The organism is Nocardia sp. X0981 (assembly GCF_977089955.1).
Window position 1 is genome coordinate 5,052,781 of sequence record NZ_OZ372435.1, and the last position, 18,213, is coordinate 5,070,993.

The window sequence follows — 18,213 nt, forward strand, 5'->3', positions numbered from 1 at the left end:
TCACTCCAATGGGGGCTGTGGAGGGTGGGTCAGGAGGCCGGCAGCTGCGCCGGCGCGACCAGCTGCGGGATCGCTTCCGGGGTTATCGCCATGATGGTGTCGAACCGGTCGGCCACGGTTTCCACGGTGAGACCGGGATCGTGGATACCCACGGTGTTCACCAGGGCCAACCGGTTCACGATGCCACCCGCCACGTTGAACACCTCACCGGTGACCTCGCAGGACGGGTGCAGCAGGTAGGCGACCACGGGCGCGACGTGCTCGGGCAGCAAGGCCGTGCGCATGTACTCCATGACCTCCGGGGACAGGGTGTCCGCGGCGGCCTCGGCCATCCGGGTACCGGCACCGGGCGCGATCGCGTTGACCTTGATACCCGCCTCCAGGCCCTCGAGCGCGAGGTTGCGGGTGAGACCGAACAGCGCGCCTTTGGAACCGCCGTAGTGCGACATTCCCGGATTTCCGAGCATCGCCTGGGAAATGGTGTTCACGATTCGCGGCGACTCCGCCTGCAGCAGATGGGGCCAGGCGGCGCGGATGACCCGCAGGGACCCGAAGTAGTGGACGTCGAGATGTCGCTGATACTCCTCGTCCGGAACCTCGGCGAACGGGGCCGCCCGCACGATCCCGGCGTTGTTGACGACCGAGGTCAGCCCGCCGAAGGCGGTGACCGCCGCATCGACCAGCGCACGAGCGCCTTCTTCGGTGGACACGTCGCCGGTGCAGGCGACGGCCTTGCCACCGGCGGCGGTGATCTCGGCGACGACCTCGGCGGCCGGGTTGTCGCCGTCGACTCCGGAGCCGTCGATACGGGCGCCGAGATCGCCGACCACGACCGAGGCACCGCGCGAGGCGAGCAGCAGGGCGTGGGCGCGGCCGATACCGCGGCCGGCTCCGGTGACGATGACGACGCGGCCGGAGAAGTCCAGTGTTGCCATGATTTCCTCAGAGTTTCTCTACGTTGCGAACGGGTCAGGGGCGGGTGGCGCCACCGGAATGCTCGACATCGGCCACCCAGATGGTCCCCTGCGCTTCCCGGGCCGATTTCGCGAAGTCGAAAACCTCGAATCCGGCCGTGATGTACAGGGTTTTACGGTCCGGGCCGCCGAGCAGGCAGGCGGACGCGATCCCCTCCTCCAGCGGCAGCGGCACCGCGTGGGTGAGCCCCTGGTCGGTGAAGCGCGCGACATAACCACCGCCGGGCATGGCCGCCCACACTCCGCCGTCGGCGTCGAGACCGATCCCGTCGGGCATGAACGGGCAGGTGGCGAATTCTCGCGCGTTCGACAGCGTGCCGTCCGCGGCGCGATCGATCACCGTGATCTTGGAGGCCATCACTTCGGCCGTGTACACCTTGGTGCCGTCCTCGCTGATGACAATCCCATTGGCGCACATCAGGGGATCGATCTTCTCCGGGGTCGAGACCGTGCCGTCCGGCTCCACCACGATCAGCGGAGAGGCCACCGGCTCGTCACCTTTGAAAATATCGAATCCGAGCTGGGTGATGTAGGCCCGGCCGTCGGCGTCGACCACCATATCGTTGGCTGCTGCCAGGGTGTACTGCGAGATATCGGCGTACACGCTCAGATCGTCCGGTGCGCCGCCACCGTGCACCAGCACGAGCTTCTCGTGCATCGACACCACGATCAGCCGCCCGTCCGGCAACCAGCCGAAGCCGCCGAGCACGATCGGAACGTCGGTATCGGCGGCGCGCCCGGTCGCGTCCACCACCACCGTCGCAGTGCCGTCGGCGTCCAGCGTTTTCAGTGTGCCGGTGTACATATCGGAGAACCAGAAGGTGCCCTCGTGCCACCGCGGGCACTCCGGCCAGGAGTATCCGCTCGAGATCTTGCGGGCCTCGTAGGTCGGAGCGCCGGCGGCGGTGACGGCGGCGGCAACGGTCTCGACTGGATTCGTCATGGTGTGGGGCCTTCCGGGAAATGTCGAACGGTCTCGCCGGTTCCGCCGACAGCGGAAACCGGACTTCGCGAGCGCAGGAGGCTCGCGTGAACTGGGTCACAACGACTTGGTCTGCGAGGACGATAAAGCCCCGGTCGGGGCAGTGACGCGGGCCTCCCATTCAGCGGGAGCGGTCACCCGATCGGGGTCATCTGGTCTGCGACCCGCCGTTGAAGTCCAGCGTCTGCCCGGTCATCCCACCGGACTCGTGCGACGCCAGATATGCGCAGAACGCCCCCACCTCGAGCGGGTCGCCCAGCCGGCCGATCGGGATTCCCGCGATCAGCTGCTCGATCTGCTCCGGTGGCATCTTGTGCACCAGATTGGCCTGCAGACCCAGTGCGACGATATTGGCGGTCACCCCGTACCGGCCGGTTTCGGCGGCCAGATGACGGATGAACCCCTCGATACCGCTTTTACCGGTCGCGTACATCGAATAGTTGATGTTCTGCCCGGTGCGCGCCGCCCCTGACGAGATCTGCACGATCCGGCCCCACCCGTCGTCGCACATACCGTCGATGACCGCTTTGATGCAGTTCAGCGCGCCGTAGATATTCAGGTCGATCGACGGCGGCCACTGGTCGGGATCCAGTTCGCGGAAGGGCTTGATGACCCGTTCCTCGGCGATCCCCGCGTTGTTGACCAGGATGTCGACATGATGGCCGAGTTCGGCCTCGGCCGATCGCACGGCATCGACGGTCGCTTGGTAGTCGGTCACGTCGAAAGCCCGGGCGACGGCCTTGTTTCCTTCCGCGACGATTCCCGCGGCGACCCGTTCCGCACGATCGGCGAACAGATCGTTCACCACGACCGTCGCCCCTTGACGCGCGAGCACTGTCGCGATTCCTTCGCCCACACTCTGCCCCGCACCGGTGACCAGAGCGATACGCCCGTCCAATTCGAACACGATTTCCCTTTCGTTCGATTCCGCCACCTGATCCAGTAAGAGGTGGCGTCCTGCCCGTGCGCGGGTCTCGTCCCGGATGAGCACGCGGGTTCGGGTAGGCGGAAGAGTAAGGCCGGGTTCCCGTCGCGAACGCCCCGTTCCCGCCGAGCGGGAGAGCCTCCGGCCGGTGCGCCGGCCCGGCCCGGTCCTCACAGCACGAAGGATGTCCACACCGGCAGCGATACCAGGGCCGTCTCGACGACGAACGACCCCGGGAAAGCGATATCGCCACCGTAGCGCCCGGCGAGGATGGCAACGTTCCGCGGTTCGGGCACGGCGGCCGGCGACGTGAGATGGCCTCGCCGGCAGATCAGCCGACGTCGAGCGGGGCGTCGGCCGGGTACTCGGCGGGCGCCATAGCGTAGGTGTGCGTGAGCAACGCGATGAAATCGCGGTCGGTCATGGGATCGGCCGGGAACTCGAATTCGATCCCGCGGCGGGTCAAATCGTCACCGAGGATATCGAAAACCTTGTCGGCGGTGAGGTCGTCGATGTGATCGAGGTAGCGGTCGGCGTCGCGCCGGTCGTCGAAGACGAGCGCGGTGTAATGGAAGAGGGTCCGGACGTCACCGTCGGTGTACCGCCCTATTTCCGTACCACCGTTGCGCACCACCCAGGCACCGTCCTCGCCGTGCAGCCGCGTATGCATCTCCAGTTCCGGCATATCGCGGCGATCCCGCGGACCGTTGGCCTCGCGCCGGTGATACATCTTCGAGTTGTCCGACAACACAGCGGTATTCCAGAACGGCGCGGCCAGCCGCTGCGGTGCGCGGTCGGGGCCGTCGGGCCAGTAGGTGAACCCGCCATCGAGGTCGGAATCGTAGAAGTAGGTGATCACCTGCGAGGTCTTGACCTCCCACGCATCGAACAGGCCCGATTTGGCCATCACACTGAGCAACCAGATCGGGGTGTCCACCGAACTCATCCCCCGCCAGTTGCCGCTGTCGAAATGGCCCGCGTCGAAACTGTGCGACGGTACCGCCATGTTGAACAGCATGTGATGCGCCATTCCGTAGCGGGCACCGTGCACGCTCTTGGCGTGCTCCAGCAGGGTCCGGCTCAGGTAGATATCGCGGATCTCGTCGTAGAAGGCCACGCCCTCTTTGGCGAGGTAGCCACGGAACACCGGCGCGACGAAGTCCGAGAGTTTCGCGTCCGGGCGGCGATTCGCCCCACCCGAGACGGCCAGATACTCCTCGGTCGAGGAGAAATGATGCGCCGGACCCGTGGTATCCATCGCAGGCAATCCCGGACCCGTGCTCATGGGACGAAAAAGCACGGTGATCATCCTCGGCCGGGAGTCGGCGGCAGAACCCGGCGGACCTACGGCACCGCGGAAAACTGCACCGGCACCGGGTGCCGCGTCACGACGCGGACCGAAGGGCAGGCTTCGTGATGTAGGTCACCGACAGCCGGTACAACGGACGATAAGGTCCGCGCCGGATTGCCGACCGTCGCGTTTCCGTTCAGCGGGAAATCACGCCTACCGCCGGGTCGGCGCGCAACCTCGCTCGATCACCTATCCCATTTGACGGAACGCCGGTCCCCGAAGTATGCCCCGATGCGGTCCCATGGGGCAGTCGAGGCGGCCGACGGTGCCGTCGGGAAAGGACTCCCATGCCATCCCCCACTCAGATGACCGCAGTGGTTTCCGAATACATATCCCTGCTGGGTAACGGCACCGCGAAAGAGATCGGCGCCCTGTACGACGAATCCGCCACCCTGGAAGACCCTGTCGGCGGCGGGACCAGGAGCGGACGCGCGGAGATCACGGCGTTCTACAGCGCTCTCGACAACGTCAGCACCACCGCCGACCTCATCGCTGTCCGGGTTGCCGGAAACAGCGCGGCGTTCCATATGCGGGTTGTCACCACGACGCCGGAAGAGGTCGTCACCATCGAGCCGATCGATGTGATGACGTTCAACGACGAGGGGCTGATCACCAGTACACGCGCGTACTGGAGCCCGGCCGATGTCGTCACCACACGAGTGAAGTGAACCGTGCGTGACTTGAAGGGCCGGGTCGCGGTCGTCATCGCCGACAACGATGCCGGCGATCTGGAGAACGCGGTCACCGAGTTGTCCACGCTCGGCGAAGTACTCGGCGTTCCCACCGATGTCGCCGATCATCGCCACCTCGCCGGCCCCGTATCCCGTTTGTGAACTCCGAGGAGATGACCGTGCCCGTTCCCCCGCTCGATCCCGATGTCCAAGCGCGCGTCGACGCCCTCGGACCAATACCGTCGATGCGTTCCCGGGGTATCGAGCAGGTCCGCGCCGGGGTCGAGGCGATGCAACCCCCCGCCGAGACACTTCCGATGGCCGAAGTCGAGGACCTCACCGTTCCCGGACCGTACGGGCCCATTCCGCTACGCGTGTACCGGCCCACCGCCGACTCCGCCGCCCCGGCCGTCGTGCATCTACACGGAGGCGGTCTCACAATGGGTTCCAACGCGTCCTTCGAACCGCTCGCCCGGCAGATCGCGACCGCCGCCGGAGCGACGGTGATCGGCGTCGATTACCGGCTGGCGCCGGAGTGGGGAGCGCCGGTGCAGATCGAGGAGTCCTACGCGGCCACCGCGTGGGTCGCGGCGAACGCGGACCGCCTCCGGATCGACTCCGGCCGCCTGGTGGTGCTCGGCGACAGCGCCGGCGGCGGTCTCGCGGCCGGCGTCGCGCTACTGGCCAGAGACCGGGGTGGGCCCGCTCTCTACGGGCAGGTGCTGATGTATCCAGGGCTGGACCGCGATATGGGCGCGTCGTCGATCATCTCCATGCCCGACGCTCCGATGCTGCTCCGCGACGACATCACCTATATGCACGAACTCGCGGACAGCGGCGCGGACGGACCCCACGACTGCTATCGAATCGCGGCCTATGCCGAAGACCTGTCCGGCCTTCCCCAGGCGATCGTGGTGACCGCCGAAGCCGACCCGATCCGGGACTGGGGCGAGCGGTACGCCGCCCGGTTGCGGAATGCGCGGGTGCAGACCACCGTTACGCGGTACCCCGGCGTGCTGCACGGCTTTCTCATGCGGCCGGAGAATTCGGCCCGGGCAACGCTCGCGATAGCCGAAATCGGCGGCCTGCTACGCGCCAAGTTCGCCAATCCCCTGCCCTTCGGCTGAGCCGCCGCGAGCCCGTCGTTACCGTTCCGCGCAGCATCTCACCCAGTGGACTTACCAGTTCGGCCGTCGTCCCGCGCCGATCCCGGCGGGTGCGGCGAAAAGGTTTCACCACATCCGGGCGCCAGGATCGTTCGCGATCAGTCCTACTCGGCCTCCACGAATTCACGAGTACGGATTTCGGCCAGTGCCCCCAGCTGTTCACAGTAGTGATCGACCGAGATCGCCTCCACACCGGCACCGATTATCGTCGCTCCGGCCCGCACCAGCTGCTCGAGTGTCCTTCGCGTCCCGTCGGCGTCACCGAGTGGATCCACGTTTCCCGCGGACAGCACAACGTCGAAACCATCCGGCAGCGGGCACCGGTTCAGCATCACGCCCAGCTCGCCGAGGCTCAGCCCGAACGGAACCCAGCCGTCCGCCAGATCACAGGCCCGGCGCAGCGACCGCTGGGTACGGCCACCAACCCATAGCGGCACCCGCGGCTGCACCGCATGTGGTTCGACGATCACGTCCGAGAACTCGTAATACGCACCGCTGTACCGCGGTTGCCGATCGGAGAGCGCGGCACGCAACGCCCGCAGCGCATCGTCGGCCCGGGCGCCCCGATCGTCGAACGGAACGTCCAACAATTCGAATTCCTCCCGCAACGAGCCGACTCCCGTTCCCAGGATCAACCGTCCGCCGCTGACGGCGTCGAGCGTGCCGTACCGTTTCGCGATCTCCAATGGGTGGTGGTAGCCGAGAACCAGGACCTGCGTCGCGAGCCGGATCCGCTCGGTGCGGGCCGCCAGGAAACCCAGTGTCGCCAACGGGTCCCAGTAGGTCCCGCCGCGGACCTCGGCCACCGGCGCCGGGACGGCCACATGCTCACTGCAGGTGAGGTGGTGAAATCCCGCGCGGTCCGCGGCCACCGCGATCCGGGCGAGTTCGTCGATTCCCGCCGCGCTCTCCCACGGCTGGTGCGCACCGGGGAAACGGGTCACCACAGGGGTGTTGAGGCCTATCCGCAATGCCGTCACCGCCCGGGCCGATCCGTCCCCGCCCCGACGGTCGAAGCCGGCATCCCGGTCAGGAGCCGGCGCCCTTCGAGGCTGCCGTTCAACGGCCGGGTGACCCGCCGGGACACGCACCAGCCCTCGTCGGTCCGGCGCAACTCGATCCGATGGGCACCCGCGCGCCAGATGTAGAATTTGCCGTCCTCGTTGCGGACCAGGATCGATTCGCATACCGCCGTGGCCTCGTCGCCGTCGATACGCTCGATATGCGCGGGACCGAAGAAGTGGGAGCTGCCGCCGGTGATGATGTCCTGGTGCGCTTCGGACCGCACCATGTCCCGGAGGTCGGCGCGTCCGACCATCCGCCATCCCTCGACGTCGTACTCGCCGTCCTCGGTCCACAGCGCCGCGACAGCGTCGGCCTCCCCCGCGTCGACGAGCGGCCCATAGGCGGTCAGCTTCCGGATGATGGCCAGTTCGTCTTCCAGTCGCTGGACCCGCGCCATCAGTCCGGCGAGTGACTCTTCATGGTTCATCTGTCGACCTCTCGTTCGTGGAATCGCATTCCGACCTGCAGACTCGCCCGACACTTCGTATCGAACGGATACCAGCGCTACGGTGGCATGAAATCAGGTGACGGACCGGCCGACGGGGCCGCATTCCGTTGACCGGGAGTCCCGACTCCTTTCCTCCACCTTTGGCAGGTTCTGCCGTAATGTCATATCGTGACGGTATTGATCGTGAGCCGCTGCCCCGAACCGCATCGGCGCCGAACCCGCACGACAGCAGGAAAGGGAGGTCCGGTGGCCAAGTCGGCTCGCCCCACCCTCACCGAGCGCCGGGCGGAGGAACTGCGGCGGACCATCGCCCTCACCGCACGGGACCTGTTCATCGCCGACGGCAACACCTCGGCCACCGTCGAGCAGATCTGCGAGATCGTCGGCATCTCCCCGCGCACCTTCCACCGTCATTTCCCGGTGAAAGAGGACGTCCTCTCCCCCTTGTTCCGGCAGAGCGAAGAACTCATCGTCGAAATTCTCCGGACGGCATCCGACAAGGCGGATCCCGTCGAGGTGCTCGCCCATGCCTTCACCACCGAGGTTCACCGGCGCCAGGTACCCGAATTCGACCGGAAGTTCATGGAGCTGATGATCAATACGCCGCCGTACCGGTTGCGGTGGCTGGAATGGGGCGAGGGACTGTGCGGGGAGATCACCCGCTACCTCGACAAGCATTTCGAACTCGGCCAGGATCCGTTTCTCCGCCGGCTTCCCGCGGAACTGGCGATGCAGACCATGCGTCAGGCCTATATCCACTGGGTCGACGCCGGACACTCCGGCGATTTCGCAGAAGTGGAACGTCTCCTGCTGCGCGGTATGCGGATGCTGTTCACCGGTATCGATGCCGCCACACCCCCGCGGTGAGCCGACCTTCCTCACGATCTGCCGGGCGGCGGCGGTACCATTTCGGGCCCAGCGGCCGGAAATTCCGCTGAGTGGACATCTCCGGCGCTTCCCGGACGATCACCTCGCTAGCGTCCGTGTATGAATAAACCCTGGCCCAGAGAAGAGCTCGAAACGGCGTTCCGGACGTGGCAGACAACGGTCGCGCGAGCCGCCGCCGGCGAAGACAGCTGGCGTGAATTCGTCGATCTGTTCACACCCGACGCCGAGTACCACGAGCAGATGGTCGGCGTATTGAAAGGCCACGATGCCATCTGGGCGTGGGTGGAACCGACCCTCGCCCAGTTCCCCGGATCCGCGATGACCTCGTTCCCCGTCCATTGGCACCTGATCGACGATGTCAACGGTGTGATCGTGGTGAAGCTGAACAACCTGATGCGCGACCCCGGTGACGGCACCCGGATGGGGGCGGACAACATCAGCATCCTCACCTACGCCGGAAACGGGAAGTTCTCCAAAGAGGAGGACATCTACGATCCCGCGGAATTCAACGAACTCGTGCCCGCCTGGATCGGACGGGCGATGGAGTTGGGCACGCTCAGCGCGGCCGAACTCGAATGGTGCGCGCGGGCCCAGCAGCAAGGTTCGACGCCCAGCTGATCCGGGCACGAACGAATCGGCGAGTCGTCGCGGCCGCGACGACTCGCCTACGTGCTCCGTTCGGGTATTCCGGTCAGCGTGTGACCGCCTCCGCGCCCAGGTACGCGCGCTCGACCCGTTCCGGATCGTCCCGCAGCTCCGCGGCACTCCCCCGGTCGGCGATCCGTCCGTGGACCAGGACCGCGGCTTGGTCCGCGACCCCCAGAGCCAGATGGACATGCTGTTCCACCAGCAGCACGCTGGTGCCCTCCGTGGCCGCAAGCTTCTTCAGCACATCCAGGATCTCGGTCACGATCACGGGAGCCAATCCCATACTCAGCTCGTCGATCACCAGCACCGCCGGCCGCTGCAGGATCGCCCGCCCGATGGCGAGCATCTGCTGCTCACCGCCGGACAGCCGGCCGGCGGCAACCGGCAGCCGCTTCTCCAACGCCGGAAAATACTCGAGCACCTCGCGTAGACCGGCTTTTCGCCGCGCGCGTTGCGCGACCGCGAGCATGAGATTTTGCTTCGTGCTCAGCTGACGGAACAGGGCCCGGTCGTCGGGCACCAGCACCAGCCCGGAACGGACCGCGTCCCGGGGACGCCCGCCGCGCACCGCCCGACCGGCGACGACGACCTCGCCCTCGATACGCGGAAGCAACCCGGCCAGCGTCATCAGCAGTGTCGTCTTACCCGCGCCGTTCGGCCCGAGTAGACAGGTGATCTCGCCGGCCCGCAAAGTCAGGTCGACGTCGCGTACGCACGGGCGTTCTTTCAGGTAGCCGGCGGTCAGGCCCCGGCATTCCAGCGCTTTCATCGCGATACCTCCGGGGAAGTGAGCGGCCGGGCATGCAGTTCCGGGACAGCCTCCGCGTCGAGACCGTCCGAGCCGACCGGTACGCCGAGATAGGCGCGAAGTACCTCCGGGTTCGCGCGGATCTCCGCGGGCGTACCGGTGGCGATCACCGTTCCGAGATCGAGCACGATGACCCGATCGGAGATTGTGAGCACGAGTTCCATATCGTGGTCGACCAGCAACACACCGGTGCCGTCGTCGGCAACCACGCGCAGTTTCTCACCCAGCCAACGGCTTTCGGCGCTGTCCAAACCCGCGGCCGGTTCGTCGAGCAGAGCGACCGCGGGGTCGGCCGCGAGAACCCGCGCCATCGAGACCAGCTGCCGCTGTCCCTGGGACAGCAAACCCGCCTCCCGGTCCGCCAGTTCGCTCAGGCCGAGGACGGCCAGTGTCCTGCTCACCCGCCGTGTGACGGGCAGCTCCGAGCCGGACCGGGCCGCGCCCACCCCGATGTTCTCGGCGACGGTGAGATCGTCGTAGAGCTCTACGTCCTGGAAGCTGCGCCCCAGTCCGGCCCGGCTGCGGGCGTGCGGAGGCTGCCCGGTGAGCGACCGGCCCGACAGCGTCACCGACCCGGTGGCCGGAGCGAATCCGGTGATCGCGTCGATAACGGTCGTCTTACCGGCGCCGTTGGGTCCGATCAGGCCGACGATCTCGCCGGGCCGCACCTCGAACGCGACATCGGTGGCGGCCTTCACCACACCGTAGGTGACACTCACACCCTCGACCGAGAGGAGCGGTTCGGAACGGCCGGCCACCGCCCGGGCGGCCACCGGCTCCGGCCTCTCGCCGGACGCCGCCCCGCGACGCGGAAGAGCCGGCCACGGGATCCGCGGCAGTTTGCTCGCGATCCCGTCGGGGTTGGCCAGCACGGTGACCACCAGCAGAATGCCGCTCAGCACCGCGTAGTAATCACCCACGTGCAGGAACCGGTCGACCAGGAGGTACAGAATCCCACCGGGCGCCATCACACCGGCGAGAATGCCGCCGGTGATGGAGGTGATGCCCGCGACGTAGACGACGGCGAACAGCGAGATCCCGAGGAACACCGCGTATGGTTCCGGCGTGGCGAGCATCTGCTGATATCCGAGCAGGGCACCACCGAGGCCGGCGACGAACGCGCCGAGGGCGAAAGTGATCAGTTTGGTACGGGACACATCGATACCCGCGGCCGCCGCCGAACGCTCGTTGGCCCGCACCGCGAGCATGGCGGTGCCGAGGCTGCTGCGCCGCAGCCACGCCACACCGAGCCCGACGGCGCTGAGGACAACAAGGCACAGCAGGCCGAACGCGATGCGTGGGTACGCTTCGCCCGCCCCGATGCCGAGGTCGATCCCGAACAAGCGGGGTGTATCGATCGGAGCGCCCTGCACACCACCGTTGAGCTCGGGGTTGCGGAACCAGAACGCCTCCACGAACACCGCGAGGGCGAGCGTCACCACCGTCAGTGGCAGCCCGCGTACCCGCAGCGCGGGCAGTCCCACGACGACCCCGACCACGGTCGCGAACAGCGCCGCGATGATCGGCGCGAACGGGAACGGAATGCCGAGGTGCTGGTTCAGCACGCTCAACGCGTAGGCCGAAACCCCTGCCAGCGTGAGCTGTGCCAGCGATACCTGGCCCGCGTAGCCGGTGACGATGACCTGCGAGAGCCCGAGGATCCCGAAAACGATGCTGCTGACGAGCGCGGCACGAAAACTGCCGGTTGTGGCCAGCAGAGCGACCACGGCCACAGCAACCGAGATCAATGCCGGCATGAGGATACGGTCGGGACGGGGCGCCCGCCCGAGCGTCCGGTGGATCACCGAACCGCGATCGGGCAGCGGGCGTCCCTTGACCACCAAGAAGATCAGGATCAACAGCAGCGAGATGGCCTCCGCTGTACCGGATCTCGGCCACCAATCATAGAGTCCCTGCAAATTGGTGGCTTCCGCTTGCAGGGCGCCGATGACGATACCTGCGGCCACGGTCAACCAGATCGACGCGAAGTTACCCACCAGCGTGGCCGCCAGCGCCGGCACGATGAACAGGGAATACGCCACGGGATTGAGCGCCACCAGCGGCGCGATGAGAATGCCGCCGAGCCCCGCGACCACCGACGACAACGCCCAGTTGGCGAAGGCGATCCGGTCCGGCGACAAGCCGGTGAGGTAGGCGCCCTTCTCGGATTCCGCCGCCGCCTCGGTGGCCGTACCGAACCGGGTGTAGCGGAAGACGAGGGTGGCCACGATCGCGAGACCGATGATGGAAACCGCCAGGAGCACTCGATCGGTGGGCACCAGGCGGTCACCCAGCGAGAAGGTGTCGAGCGCGAAAATCGGTTTGACCGAGACCAGGCCCGTTCCCACTCGTTGTGCGATCACGGCCTGGATCACGATCATCAACCCGATGGAGGCGACGGCCTTGGCCACCACCGGGGCAGTACGCATGGGCCGGAAGACCAGGGCGTAACACAGCACGCCGAGGACACCGGCGGCAGCCAGGGAGATCGCCATGGCGGGTGCCACACCGAGCGGCCCACCGAGGTCGATCGTCGGGGGCAATCCCGGTATCGGCACCAGCAACTCACCGGTCCGCGACAGGGCGTAGGTGTAGGCGGCGTAGAGCGCCACCGTACCGGTCGCGAAGTTCACGACCCCCGAACTCTTGAAGGTCATCACGAGCGCGAGCCCGAGAGCGGCGTACACCGCCCCGTTGCCGAGGCCGAGCACGAGATACGAAAGGTGATCTGTCATGGCTGATCTCCCTGGCCGGATACCGCCGGGGCGGGTTATCCGGTCACTTTCAGGTTCACCGGCACACCCTGGTCGTTGATCTCACCGATCAGCATCTGGCGCGAGCAGATCGACGGCATCTGCGGTACAGCGGTGCCGTCGCAGGTGAAGGTGATACCGCCGCCCGCGGGCATCTCCACGGCCTTCGCGGTGCGCAGCGCCTCCTTGATGCTCGCCGGCGTGACGTCTCCCTGAAGGTTGCCGGTGGCCGCGGCCAGCGCCATGACGACCTGGTAGCCGGAAGAGGCGGCACCTGCCACCGCCGCCTCGGGGGCGTAGGTCTGCAGAACGGAGCGGTAGAGCACCGAATCGGGGCGATCCGACAGATAGTCGGTCGCGGTGATGCCGATACTGCCCTCGATGGACTCCACGCCCAGGATGTCGATGACATCGGGGGCCAGGCAGGTCGGGATGTAGACGCGCTGGACCGCCGGGTCGGTGGTCTGGATCGCCTTGTAGACCGAGGCGCAGGTGGCCGCGTCGGCGATCACACTCACGCCCTGCGGCTTATCGGAGAGCCCCGAAGTCACCAGCGGAGTGGGGTCCGGCACGCCCAGCGGGATCGGCACCACGTTCAGTTCCACCCCCGCCGCCTGGAACACCGGCGCACCCATCGCGTTGGCCAAGGCGCCGAGGCCGCCGCCGTCACTCGCGAAGAGCGTGAAGGTGCTCATACCCTTGTCCTCGGCCGCCGCGGCCATCGCGGTGATGGTGCCGGGCAGGCCCGCCGACAGCGCCGCGGAATCCGGCGAGGTCAGCTCGAGCTGTGAGACGCCGTTGAGGGTGATGTAGGGGATACCGGCGCCGGCGACGATCGGGAGGATGGTGCCACCCTGTGAGGTGCCCGGGGACAGCACAGCTGTCACCTTCTGCTCGACGAATTCGTTGGCGCACTTGGTGGCCGAGGTCGGCTCCTCCTGCTGCTTGCACACCACGAGTTCGACCGGGTGGCCCGCGATCCCGCCGGCGTTCTTGTTCACGTACTCGACGGCGGCCTCCGCGCCCGCACGCATCTCCGGGAGCGACACCACCGCACCACCCTCGGTGGATACGAAGCCGATCCGCACCGGCGTCCCGGTGGCCGGTTCGTCGGGGAGCGCGGTGGTCGATGCCCCGGCCACCGCGCTGTTGTTCGTTTCGTCGCCACCGGCACACCCCGACGCGGCGAGCGCGATCGCCAGCGCCGCGGCGCCCATACCGGCGACGGCTCGCCGGTGTCGGCTCAGACCACCAAGTCCCATGGTCGGGTTCTCCTCTCCGAAGGCGAGGCCGCACCGGGTGGTTCCCGATACACACAACGTCCTCGCGTGGTCCACATCACTTATCGATGCGGCGGAGAATTATGGGCTCATGTCCGACCCGGCTCAGACGGTCACTTCCCATTCACCGGGATAATCGTGACCGGGTTTCACCGGGTTCGCTACACGCATCACCCGGCGCCCGAGCTGCGGAAAAGCCGCAGGTAGGCAGGTAGCCGCCGCAGCGGGACCGCGCGCGGCCAGTCGTCGGCGCGGAAATAGGCGTCGCTGCCGCCGTCGACGAACACGACACTGCCGCAGAGGAAGCGCGCGGCATCGGACAGCATGAAAACCACCCATTCCGCCAGATCGCCGGCGTCCCCGAAACCGCCGATCGGTACCGGGAACCGGCGAATAGCGGCCGCTTCGGCGGGTGTGGCGAGTTGTCGCTCCAGCAGCGGCGTCAGGACGGCGCCGGGGGCGAGCAGATTCAGCCGGATTCCCGCGCCCGCCCAGTCCGCGGTCACCGCGTGGCGCCGGACCCAGCGGCTCACCGCGATCTTCGATGCACCGTAGGCGATCGAGGGCGCGGTGCGGCCGAAGATCCGGACCGTTTTCAACGCCTTGTCGATATCCCCGGCCAGCAGGGCGCGGATCGCCCGGCCGGGCACCGCCGGCGTGGTGGTCGTCGCGTTACTACCGAAGACGACCACTTTCGGCTCGGTGGCCGTCGCCAGTGCGGGCCGCCAGCCCTCGAGCAAGTCCACCACGCCGCGATAGTTCACCTCGAAGATCAGGCGCGGGCGTTCCGCGCCGGGGGCAGGCCCCACGCCGGCCGCGAGAACCGCGCCGTCGAGCTGCCCGTCCACCGCGGCGAGCACCCCGTCGATTGCCGCACGCCGCCCCTGCGGGGTGGACAGATCGGCGACGATTTCCGCATCCCGCTGGTCGACTCCGACCACGGTGTGACCGTCCTGACGCAGCTTGCCGACCACGGCCCGGCCCATTCCCGAGGCCGATCCGGTCACCACATAGACACCCATCGTTCGCCTACTTTCCGCTGTCACCAGCCGAGTTCCTGCACTACCGCAATATTGACACACTTCGCCAAAAATGATGGGCTGGGCCCGTGCCCTCGAACGACACAGCTCCACGCAGACGCGGCCGGCCCTCCGTTCTCGACGCCCCGGCGATCGCCGCGGGCGCGCTGCGGCTGTGGTCCGAACGGGGCTACACGACGACGAGCTGGAGCGATCTGGCCGATGCGACCGGGGTCAGCACCAGGACACTGCTACGACACTTCTCATCGCGGGCGGATATCGCCTATCTCGGCGTCGAGCCCGCCACGACCAGGCTCCGCGAAGCTCTGGCCGACGCTCCCCGCGAAGGCGACCTGTCGGCAGCCATCCGCTCGGCCGTCGTCGACTCGGTCTCCCACGACCCCCGAATCAATCGGGTGGCACCCGATTGGCTGCGCCTGATCTCTGCCGAGCCGGAACTCGCCGCCACCGCGCCGCTGGCCTATCGCCCCTGGATCGATACTCTCGCGGACTTCATCTCCCGTCGTCTTCCCGACGCACCCACGGCGATCTGCCGCGCACTGGCCACCGCTTATCAGGCGGCGGCCTTCGCCGCTCTCGTCGAATGGGCCGAGGCCGGCGCGCACGGCGACTGCGCCGACATGGTCGACGAGATGTTGCGCTGGATGGATATCCATGCCCCCGTCGCCGACCGGCGCGACCCCACCGCTCTCCCCACTCGTCAGCCCTGACAAGGAGTTCCACCATGACCGCCTCCACCGTTTCCCCGGCCACCCGGCCGGACCCGCTGGCGCCGGCCGACCTCGGCCCGGTCCGGTTGCGCAACCGCGTGATCAAATCCGCGACCTTCGAAGGAGTCACCACCGGCGCGCTGGTCACCGACGCACTGATCGACTTCCACGTCGCGGTCGGCGCCGGTGGCGCCGGTATGACGACCGTCGCTTATCTGGCGGTATCGCCCGAGGGGCGCACCGAACGCGACCAGGTCTACTGGCGACCCGAGGCACTCCCGGGACTGCGCCGGCTCACCGAAGCGGTGCACGCCACCGGGGCCGCTGTCTCGGCACAGATCGGGCATGCCGGCCCGGTGGCCAACTCGCGCTCGAACGGTCTGCCGTCGCTGTCCCCGTCGACCAGACCCAATCCGCTGTCGATGAGTTTGGATCGCGCGGCCTCCGAGGCCGATATCCGGCGGATCATCGACGACCACGCCCGGGCCACGCGGTACGCGATAGAGGTGGGTTTCGACGCGGTCGAAGTACATCTGGGGCACAACTATCTGGCCAGCTCGTTCTTGAGCCCGAAGATCAACCGCCGCAAGGACTCCTGGGGTGGACCGCTGGAACGCCGCGCGGAGTTCGCCCGGCGCATTCTGCAAGCCGTGGGCGAGGCCGCCGACGGGCGGATCGCGGTGCTGGCGAAGATGAACATGGCCGACGGTGTGCCCGGCGGATTGTGGCTCGACGAATCGCTGCTCTTCGCGCAGATGCTCGAACAAGATGGCCATGTCGACGCGCTCGAGCTGACCGGCGGCTCCTCACTGCTCAACCCGATGTACCTGTTCCGCGGCGATGTCCCGATTCGCGAAATGGCCGAAACCCAAAGCGGCATCGTCAAATTGGGTATGAAGCTGTTCGGCCGCCTGGTGTTCTCGCACTACCCCTACGAACCGCTCTATTTCCGCGACTACGCGCGCCAGTTCCGTGACGCGGTGAACCTTCCGCTGGTGCTGCTCGGCGGAATCACCGACCTCGCCGGCATGAATGCCGCGATGGACGACGGGTTCGAGTTCGTGGCGATGGCGCGCGCACTGCTGCGGGAACCCGACCTGATCAACCGTATCCGGGCGGAGTCCTCGACGGAGTCGCTGTGCATCCACTGCAACCTCTGCGCGGCGAGTATCTTCACCGGCACCCGTTGCCCACTGGTAACCACTACCCGGACGGCGCAGCCGACCGACCTGCTTTCGTGACAGCTTCCGCAGTATTCCGGCGGGGAGTCGGGGTGACCACCATGTACTGAGAGCGGATCGGGCGGCGGCCCGGATCGGGCGGCGGGCAGTAGTCCGATCGACCTCGGGTGGCTCGACGAGGGAAGCGGCCCATTCGTTCGCCGCCACGCGGCCGACCGCTCGAATTCCACTGTGACCCTCTTCTTACGGGTCGTGGGCGGGTCCGTCCGCATTACTATTCGGTCGGCGGCGGGAGAAGCTTCCGTGCCGACGCACGCGCCGCCAGCAGCAGCTCTGCCCTATTGTGCCCGCTGTTCTTCTCGGCGGCCGCCTCGAACTGTTTCACTACGACAACGGGCCCGTTGGCGAGATTCGCCAGACCCTGTGCCGCGACATCGCGCGGTTCGGAGATCTGCAGGCCGGGTGTATCCATCTTCAGGCCCGCGCGGTCCATGGCAGGCGTGCGGGTCAGTCCCAGCACCAGCTCCAGGACATCGACATTGTGGTCCTGCATCTCGAGCCACAGGCCTTCGGCGAAGATACGGCAGAACGCCTTGACCGCCGAATAGACACTGATCTGAGCCGATCCCAGGAAACCACTGAGCGAGCCGGCGAGCAGAATTCCGCCGCGCCGCCGGTCCCGCATGAGGGCGCCGAAATGCTGCACCAGTTTCAACTGAGCGGTGATGTTGAGATCGATGACCGCCTGGAAGCGGTCGAGGTCGCCGGTGACGAATTCATGACCGTAGGTGTTGGCACCGGCGTTGTAGATGAACAGCCCGACAACGAGATCGTCGGTGAGCTCCCGGATACGGTCGAAGGCATCCTCGGCGAGCAGATCCACCGACAGCGTGCGCACCTCGACACCGTGGGCACGACAGGTCTCGGCGGTCGCCTGCAGCGGTTCCGGCTTGCGCGCCAGCAAGACCAGGTTCATGCCCTGCTCGGCGAGCTGCACCGCGAACTCGGCCCCGACTCCTTCGGATCCTCCCGCAATGACGGTCCAGGGCCCGTACTTCTGCAAATCCACGTATATCTCCTTGTCCAGGCCGATCCGGCCGGTATTCCGACCACCGTACGTGCGCACTGTTGCCTGCAAATCCGCTGTCCAGGTTAGGAGCGATAACCGTTTTCGCGGCGCGAGCTCCCACTGAATGGGCTTGCTCGACCACTCGAGGGGGAGTACACGGTTTTTCCCACGGGCATCACCACCGCCTCGACACCAGAGAGCCGAGGCGCCGGTTATGCGTGAAGCCACCGCTTACCAGGCTGGACGCCTGCCCG

At 67.1% G+C, this 18,213-nt stretch carries 19 protein-coding genes; 7 read left to right on the plus strand and 12 right to left on the minus strand.

The window, feature by feature from the left end; all coding sequences use genetic code 11:
- Window positions 1-29 precede the first annotated feature (29 nt).
- From ACYR7D_RS22160 to ACYR7D_RS22180, 5 genes are all read right to left on the minus strand, one after another.
- Complete coding sequence (locus tag ACYR7D_RS22160; protein ID WP_459546451.1) at window positions 30-935, minus strand: SDR family NAD(P)-dependent oxidoreductase; 906 nt, start codon at window positions 933-935, stop codon at window positions 30-32.
- Between the two features lie 34 nt (window positions 936-969).
- The gene (locus tag ACYR7D_RS22165; protein ID WP_459546452.1) at window positions 970-1,917 is read right to left on the minus strand and encodes an SMP-30/gluconolactonase/LRE family protein; all 948 of its coding nucleotides are present in this window, start codon (window positions 1,915-1,917) and stop codon (window positions 970-972) included.
- Between the two features lie 187 nt (window positions 1,918-2,104).
- A complete protein-coding gene (locus tag ACYR7D_RS22170; protein WP_459550246.1) occupies window positions 2,105-2,863 on the minus strand; it encodes an SDR family NAD(P)-dependent oxidoreductase in 759 nt (252 codons plus the stop codon).
- Between the two features lie 188 nt (window positions 2,864-3,051).
- A complete protein-coding gene (locus ACYR7D_RS22175) occupies window positions 3,052-3,177 on the minus strand; it encodes a hypothetical protein (protein ID WP_459546453.1) in 126 nt (41 codons plus the stop codon).
- A 35-nt stretch (window positions 3,178-3,212) separates the two neighbouring features.
- Entirely contained in the window at window positions 3,213-4,139 is a 927-nt protein-coding gene (locus ACYR7D_RS22180; RefSeq protein ID WP_459546454.1) for a hypothetical protein, read from the minus strand.
- Between the two features lie 380 nt (window positions 4,140-4,519).
- On the opposite strand from ACYR7D_RS22180, the gene ACYR7D_RS22185 reads away from it, so the two are divergent.
- The 3 genes from ACYR7D_RS22185 to ACYR7D_RS22195 are packed head-to-tail and all read left to right on the plus strand — an operon-like array spanning window position 4,520 to window position 6,030.
- Window positions 4,520-4,900 (plus strand): nuclear transport factor 2 family protein, encoded by a 381-nt coding sequence (locus tag ACYR7D_RS22185; protein WP_459546455.1) that lies wholly within the window; start codon window positions 4,520-4,522, stop codon window positions 4,898-4,900.
- 3 nt (window positions 4,901-4,903) lie between these two features.
- Window positions 4,904-5,065 (plus strand): hypothetical protein, encoded by a 162-nt coding sequence (locus ACYR7D_RS22190; protein ID WP_459546456.1) that lies wholly within the window; start codon window positions 4,904-4,906, stop codon window positions 5,063-5,065.
- Between the two features lie 17 nt (window positions 5,066-5,082).
- Window positions 5,083-6,030 (plus strand): alpha/beta hydrolase, encoded by a 948-nt coding sequence (locus ACYR7D_RS22195; RefSeq protein ID WP_459546457.1) that lies wholly within the window; start codon window positions 5,083-5,085, stop codon window positions 6,028-6,030.
- 143 nt (window positions 6,031-6,173) lie between these two features.
- Here ACYR7D_RS22195 and ACYR7D_RS22200 read toward each other — a convergent pair whose 3' ends face one another.
- Window positions 6,174-7,040, minus strand: a complete 867-nt coding sequence (locus ACYR7D_RS22200) for an LLM class F420-dependent oxidoreductase (protein ID WP_459550247.1) — start codon at window positions 7,038-7,040, stop codon at window positions 6,174-6,176.
- A 5-nt stretch (window positions 7,041-7,045) separates the two neighbouring features.
- Entirely contained in the window at window positions 7,046-7,561 is a 516-nt protein-coding gene (locus ACYR7D_RS22205; RefSeq protein ID WP_459546458.1) for a nuclear transport factor 2 family protein, read from the minus strand.
- A 267-nt stretch (window positions 7,562-7,828) separates the two neighbouring features.
- Here ACYR7D_RS22205 and ACYR7D_RS22210 point away from each other — a divergent pair, with 267 nt between their 5' ends.
- Both ACYR7D_RS22210 and ACYR7D_RS22215 read left to right on the plus strand, forming a co-directional pair.
- Window positions 7,829-8,449, plus strand: a complete 621-nt coding sequence (locus ACYR7D_RS22210) for a TetR/AcrR family transcriptional regulator (protein ID WP_459546459.1) — start codon at window positions 7,829-7,831, stop codon at window positions 8,447-8,449.
- A 120-nt stretch (window positions 8,450-8,569) separates the two neighbouring features.
- A complete protein-coding gene (locus tag ACYR7D_RS22215) occupies window positions 8,570-9,088 on the plus strand; it encodes a nuclear transport factor 2 family protein (protein WP_459546460.1) in 519 nt (172 codons plus the stop codon).
- Between the two features lie 73 nt (window positions 9,089-9,161).
- On the opposite strand, the gene ACYR7D_RS22220 is transcribed toward ACYR7D_RS22215, so the two are convergent.
- The 4 genes from ACYR7D_RS22220 to ACYR7D_RS22235 all read right to left on the minus strand — a co-directional run bounded on the left by ACYR7D_RS22220 (window position 9,162) and on the right by ACYR7D_RS22235 (window position 14,981).
- Window positions 9,162-9,887, minus strand: a complete 726-nt coding sequence (locus ACYR7D_RS22220) for an ABC transporter ATP-binding protein (RefSeq protein WP_459546461.1) — start codon at window positions 9,885-9,887, stop codon at window positions 9,162-9,164.
- The gene (locus ACYR7D_RS22225; protein WP_459546462.1) at window positions 9,884-12,661 is read right to left on the minus strand and encodes an ABC transporter permease subunit; all 2,778 of its coding nucleotides are present in this window, start codon (window positions 12,659-12,661) and stop codon (window positions 9,884-9,886) included. Before ACYR7D_RS22225 ends, ACYR7D_RS22220 begins: the two co-directional genes overlap by 4 nt.
- Before the next feature lie 35 nt (window positions 12,662-12,696).
- Window positions 12,697-13,941 carry an ABC transporter substrate-binding protein gene (locus ACYR7D_RS22230; protein WP_459546463.1) on the minus strand — a complete coding sequence of 415 codons (1,245 nt, stop codon included), beginning with the start codon at window positions 13,939-13,941 and terminating at the stop codon, window positions 12,697-12,699.
- A gap of 188 nt (window positions 13,942-14,129) precedes the next feature.
- Window positions 14,130-14,981: an SDR family oxidoreductase gene (locus ACYR7D_RS22235; RefSeq protein WP_459550248.1), complete on the minus strand. Its 852-nt coding sequence runs from the start codon at window positions 14,979-14,981 to the stop codon at window positions 14,130-14,132.
- Between the two features lie 86 nt (window positions 14,982-15,067).
- On the opposite strand from ACYR7D_RS22235, the gene ACYR7D_RS22240 reads away from it, so the two are divergent.
- Together ACYR7D_RS22240 and ACYR7D_RS22245 are read left to right on the plus strand one after the other, a co-directional pair.
- Window positions 15,068-15,709, plus strand: coding sequence for a TetR/AcrR family transcriptional regulator (locus ACYR7D_RS22240; RefSeq protein WP_459546464.1), 642 nt, complete (start codon window positions 15,068-15,070; stop codon window positions 15,707-15,709).
- Between the two features lie 14 nt (window positions 15,710-15,723).
- Entirely contained in the window at window positions 15,724-16,950 is a 1,227-nt protein-coding gene (locus ACYR7D_RS22245; RefSeq protein WP_459546465.1) for an NADH:flavin oxidoreductase, read from the plus strand.
- A gap of 214 nt (window positions 16,951-17,164) precedes the next feature.
- Here ACYR7D_RS22245 and ACYR7D_RS22250 read toward each other — a convergent pair whose 3' ends face one another.
- The gene (locus ACYR7D_RS22250) at window positions 17,165-17,959 is read right to left on the minus strand and encodes an SDR family NAD(P)-dependent oxidoreductase (RefSeq protein ID WP_459546466.1); all 795 of its coding nucleotides are present in this window, start codon (window positions 17,957-17,959) and stop codon (window positions 17,165-17,167) included.
- Window positions 17,960-18,213: the final 254 nt, after the last annotated feature.

Excerpts from the sequence above, each read along its gene's own strand:
- ACYR7D_RS22215 (WP_459546460.1), top strand. The coding sequence starts at position 8,570 with ATGAATAAACCCTGGCCCAGAGAAGAGCTCGAAACGGCGTTCCGGACG.
- ACYR7D_RS22185 (WP_459546455.1), top strand. The coding sequence starts at position 4,520 with ATGCCATCCCCCACTCAGATGACCGCAGTGGTTTCCGAATACATATCC.
- ACYR7D_RS22230 (WP_459546463.1), bottom strand. The coding sequence starts at position 13,941 with ATGGGACTTGGTGGTCTGAGCCGACACCGGCGAGCCGTCGCCGGTATG.
- ACYR7D_RS22165 (WP_459546452.1), bottom strand. The coding sequence starts at position 1,917 with ATGACGAATCCAGTCGAGACCGTTGCCGCCGCCGTCACCGCCGCCGGC.
- ACYR7D_RS22220 (WP_459546461.1), bottom strand. The coding sequence starts at position 9,887 with ATGAAAGCGCTGGAATGCCGGGGCCTGACCGCCGGCTACCTGAAAGAA.
- ACYR7D_RS22225 (WP_459546462.1), bottom strand. The coding sequence starts at position 12,661 with ATGACAGATCACCTTTCGTATCTCGTGCTCGGCCTCGGCAACGGGGCG.
- ACYR7D_RS22235 (WP_459550248.1), bottom strand. The coding sequence starts at position 14,981 with ATGGGTGTCTATGTGGTGACCGGATCGGCCTCGGGAATGGGCCGGGCC.
- ACYR7D_RS22180 (WP_459546454.1), bottom strand. The coding sequence starts at position 4,139 with ATGGATACCACGGGTCCGGCGCATCATTTCTCCTCGACCGAGGAGTAT.
- ACYR7D_RS22245 (WP_459546465.1), top strand. The coding sequence starts at position 15,724 with ATGACCGCCTCCACCGTTTCCCCGGCCACCCGGCCGGACCCGCTGGCG.
- ACYR7D_RS22205 (WP_459546458.1), bottom strand. The coding sequence starts at position 7,561 with ATGAACCATGAAGAGTCACTCGCCGGACTGATGGCGCGGGTCCAGCGA.
- ACYR7D_RS22160 (WP_459546451.1), bottom strand. The coding sequence starts at position 935 with ATGGCAACACTGGACTTCTCCGGCCGCGTCGTCATCGTCACCGGAGCC.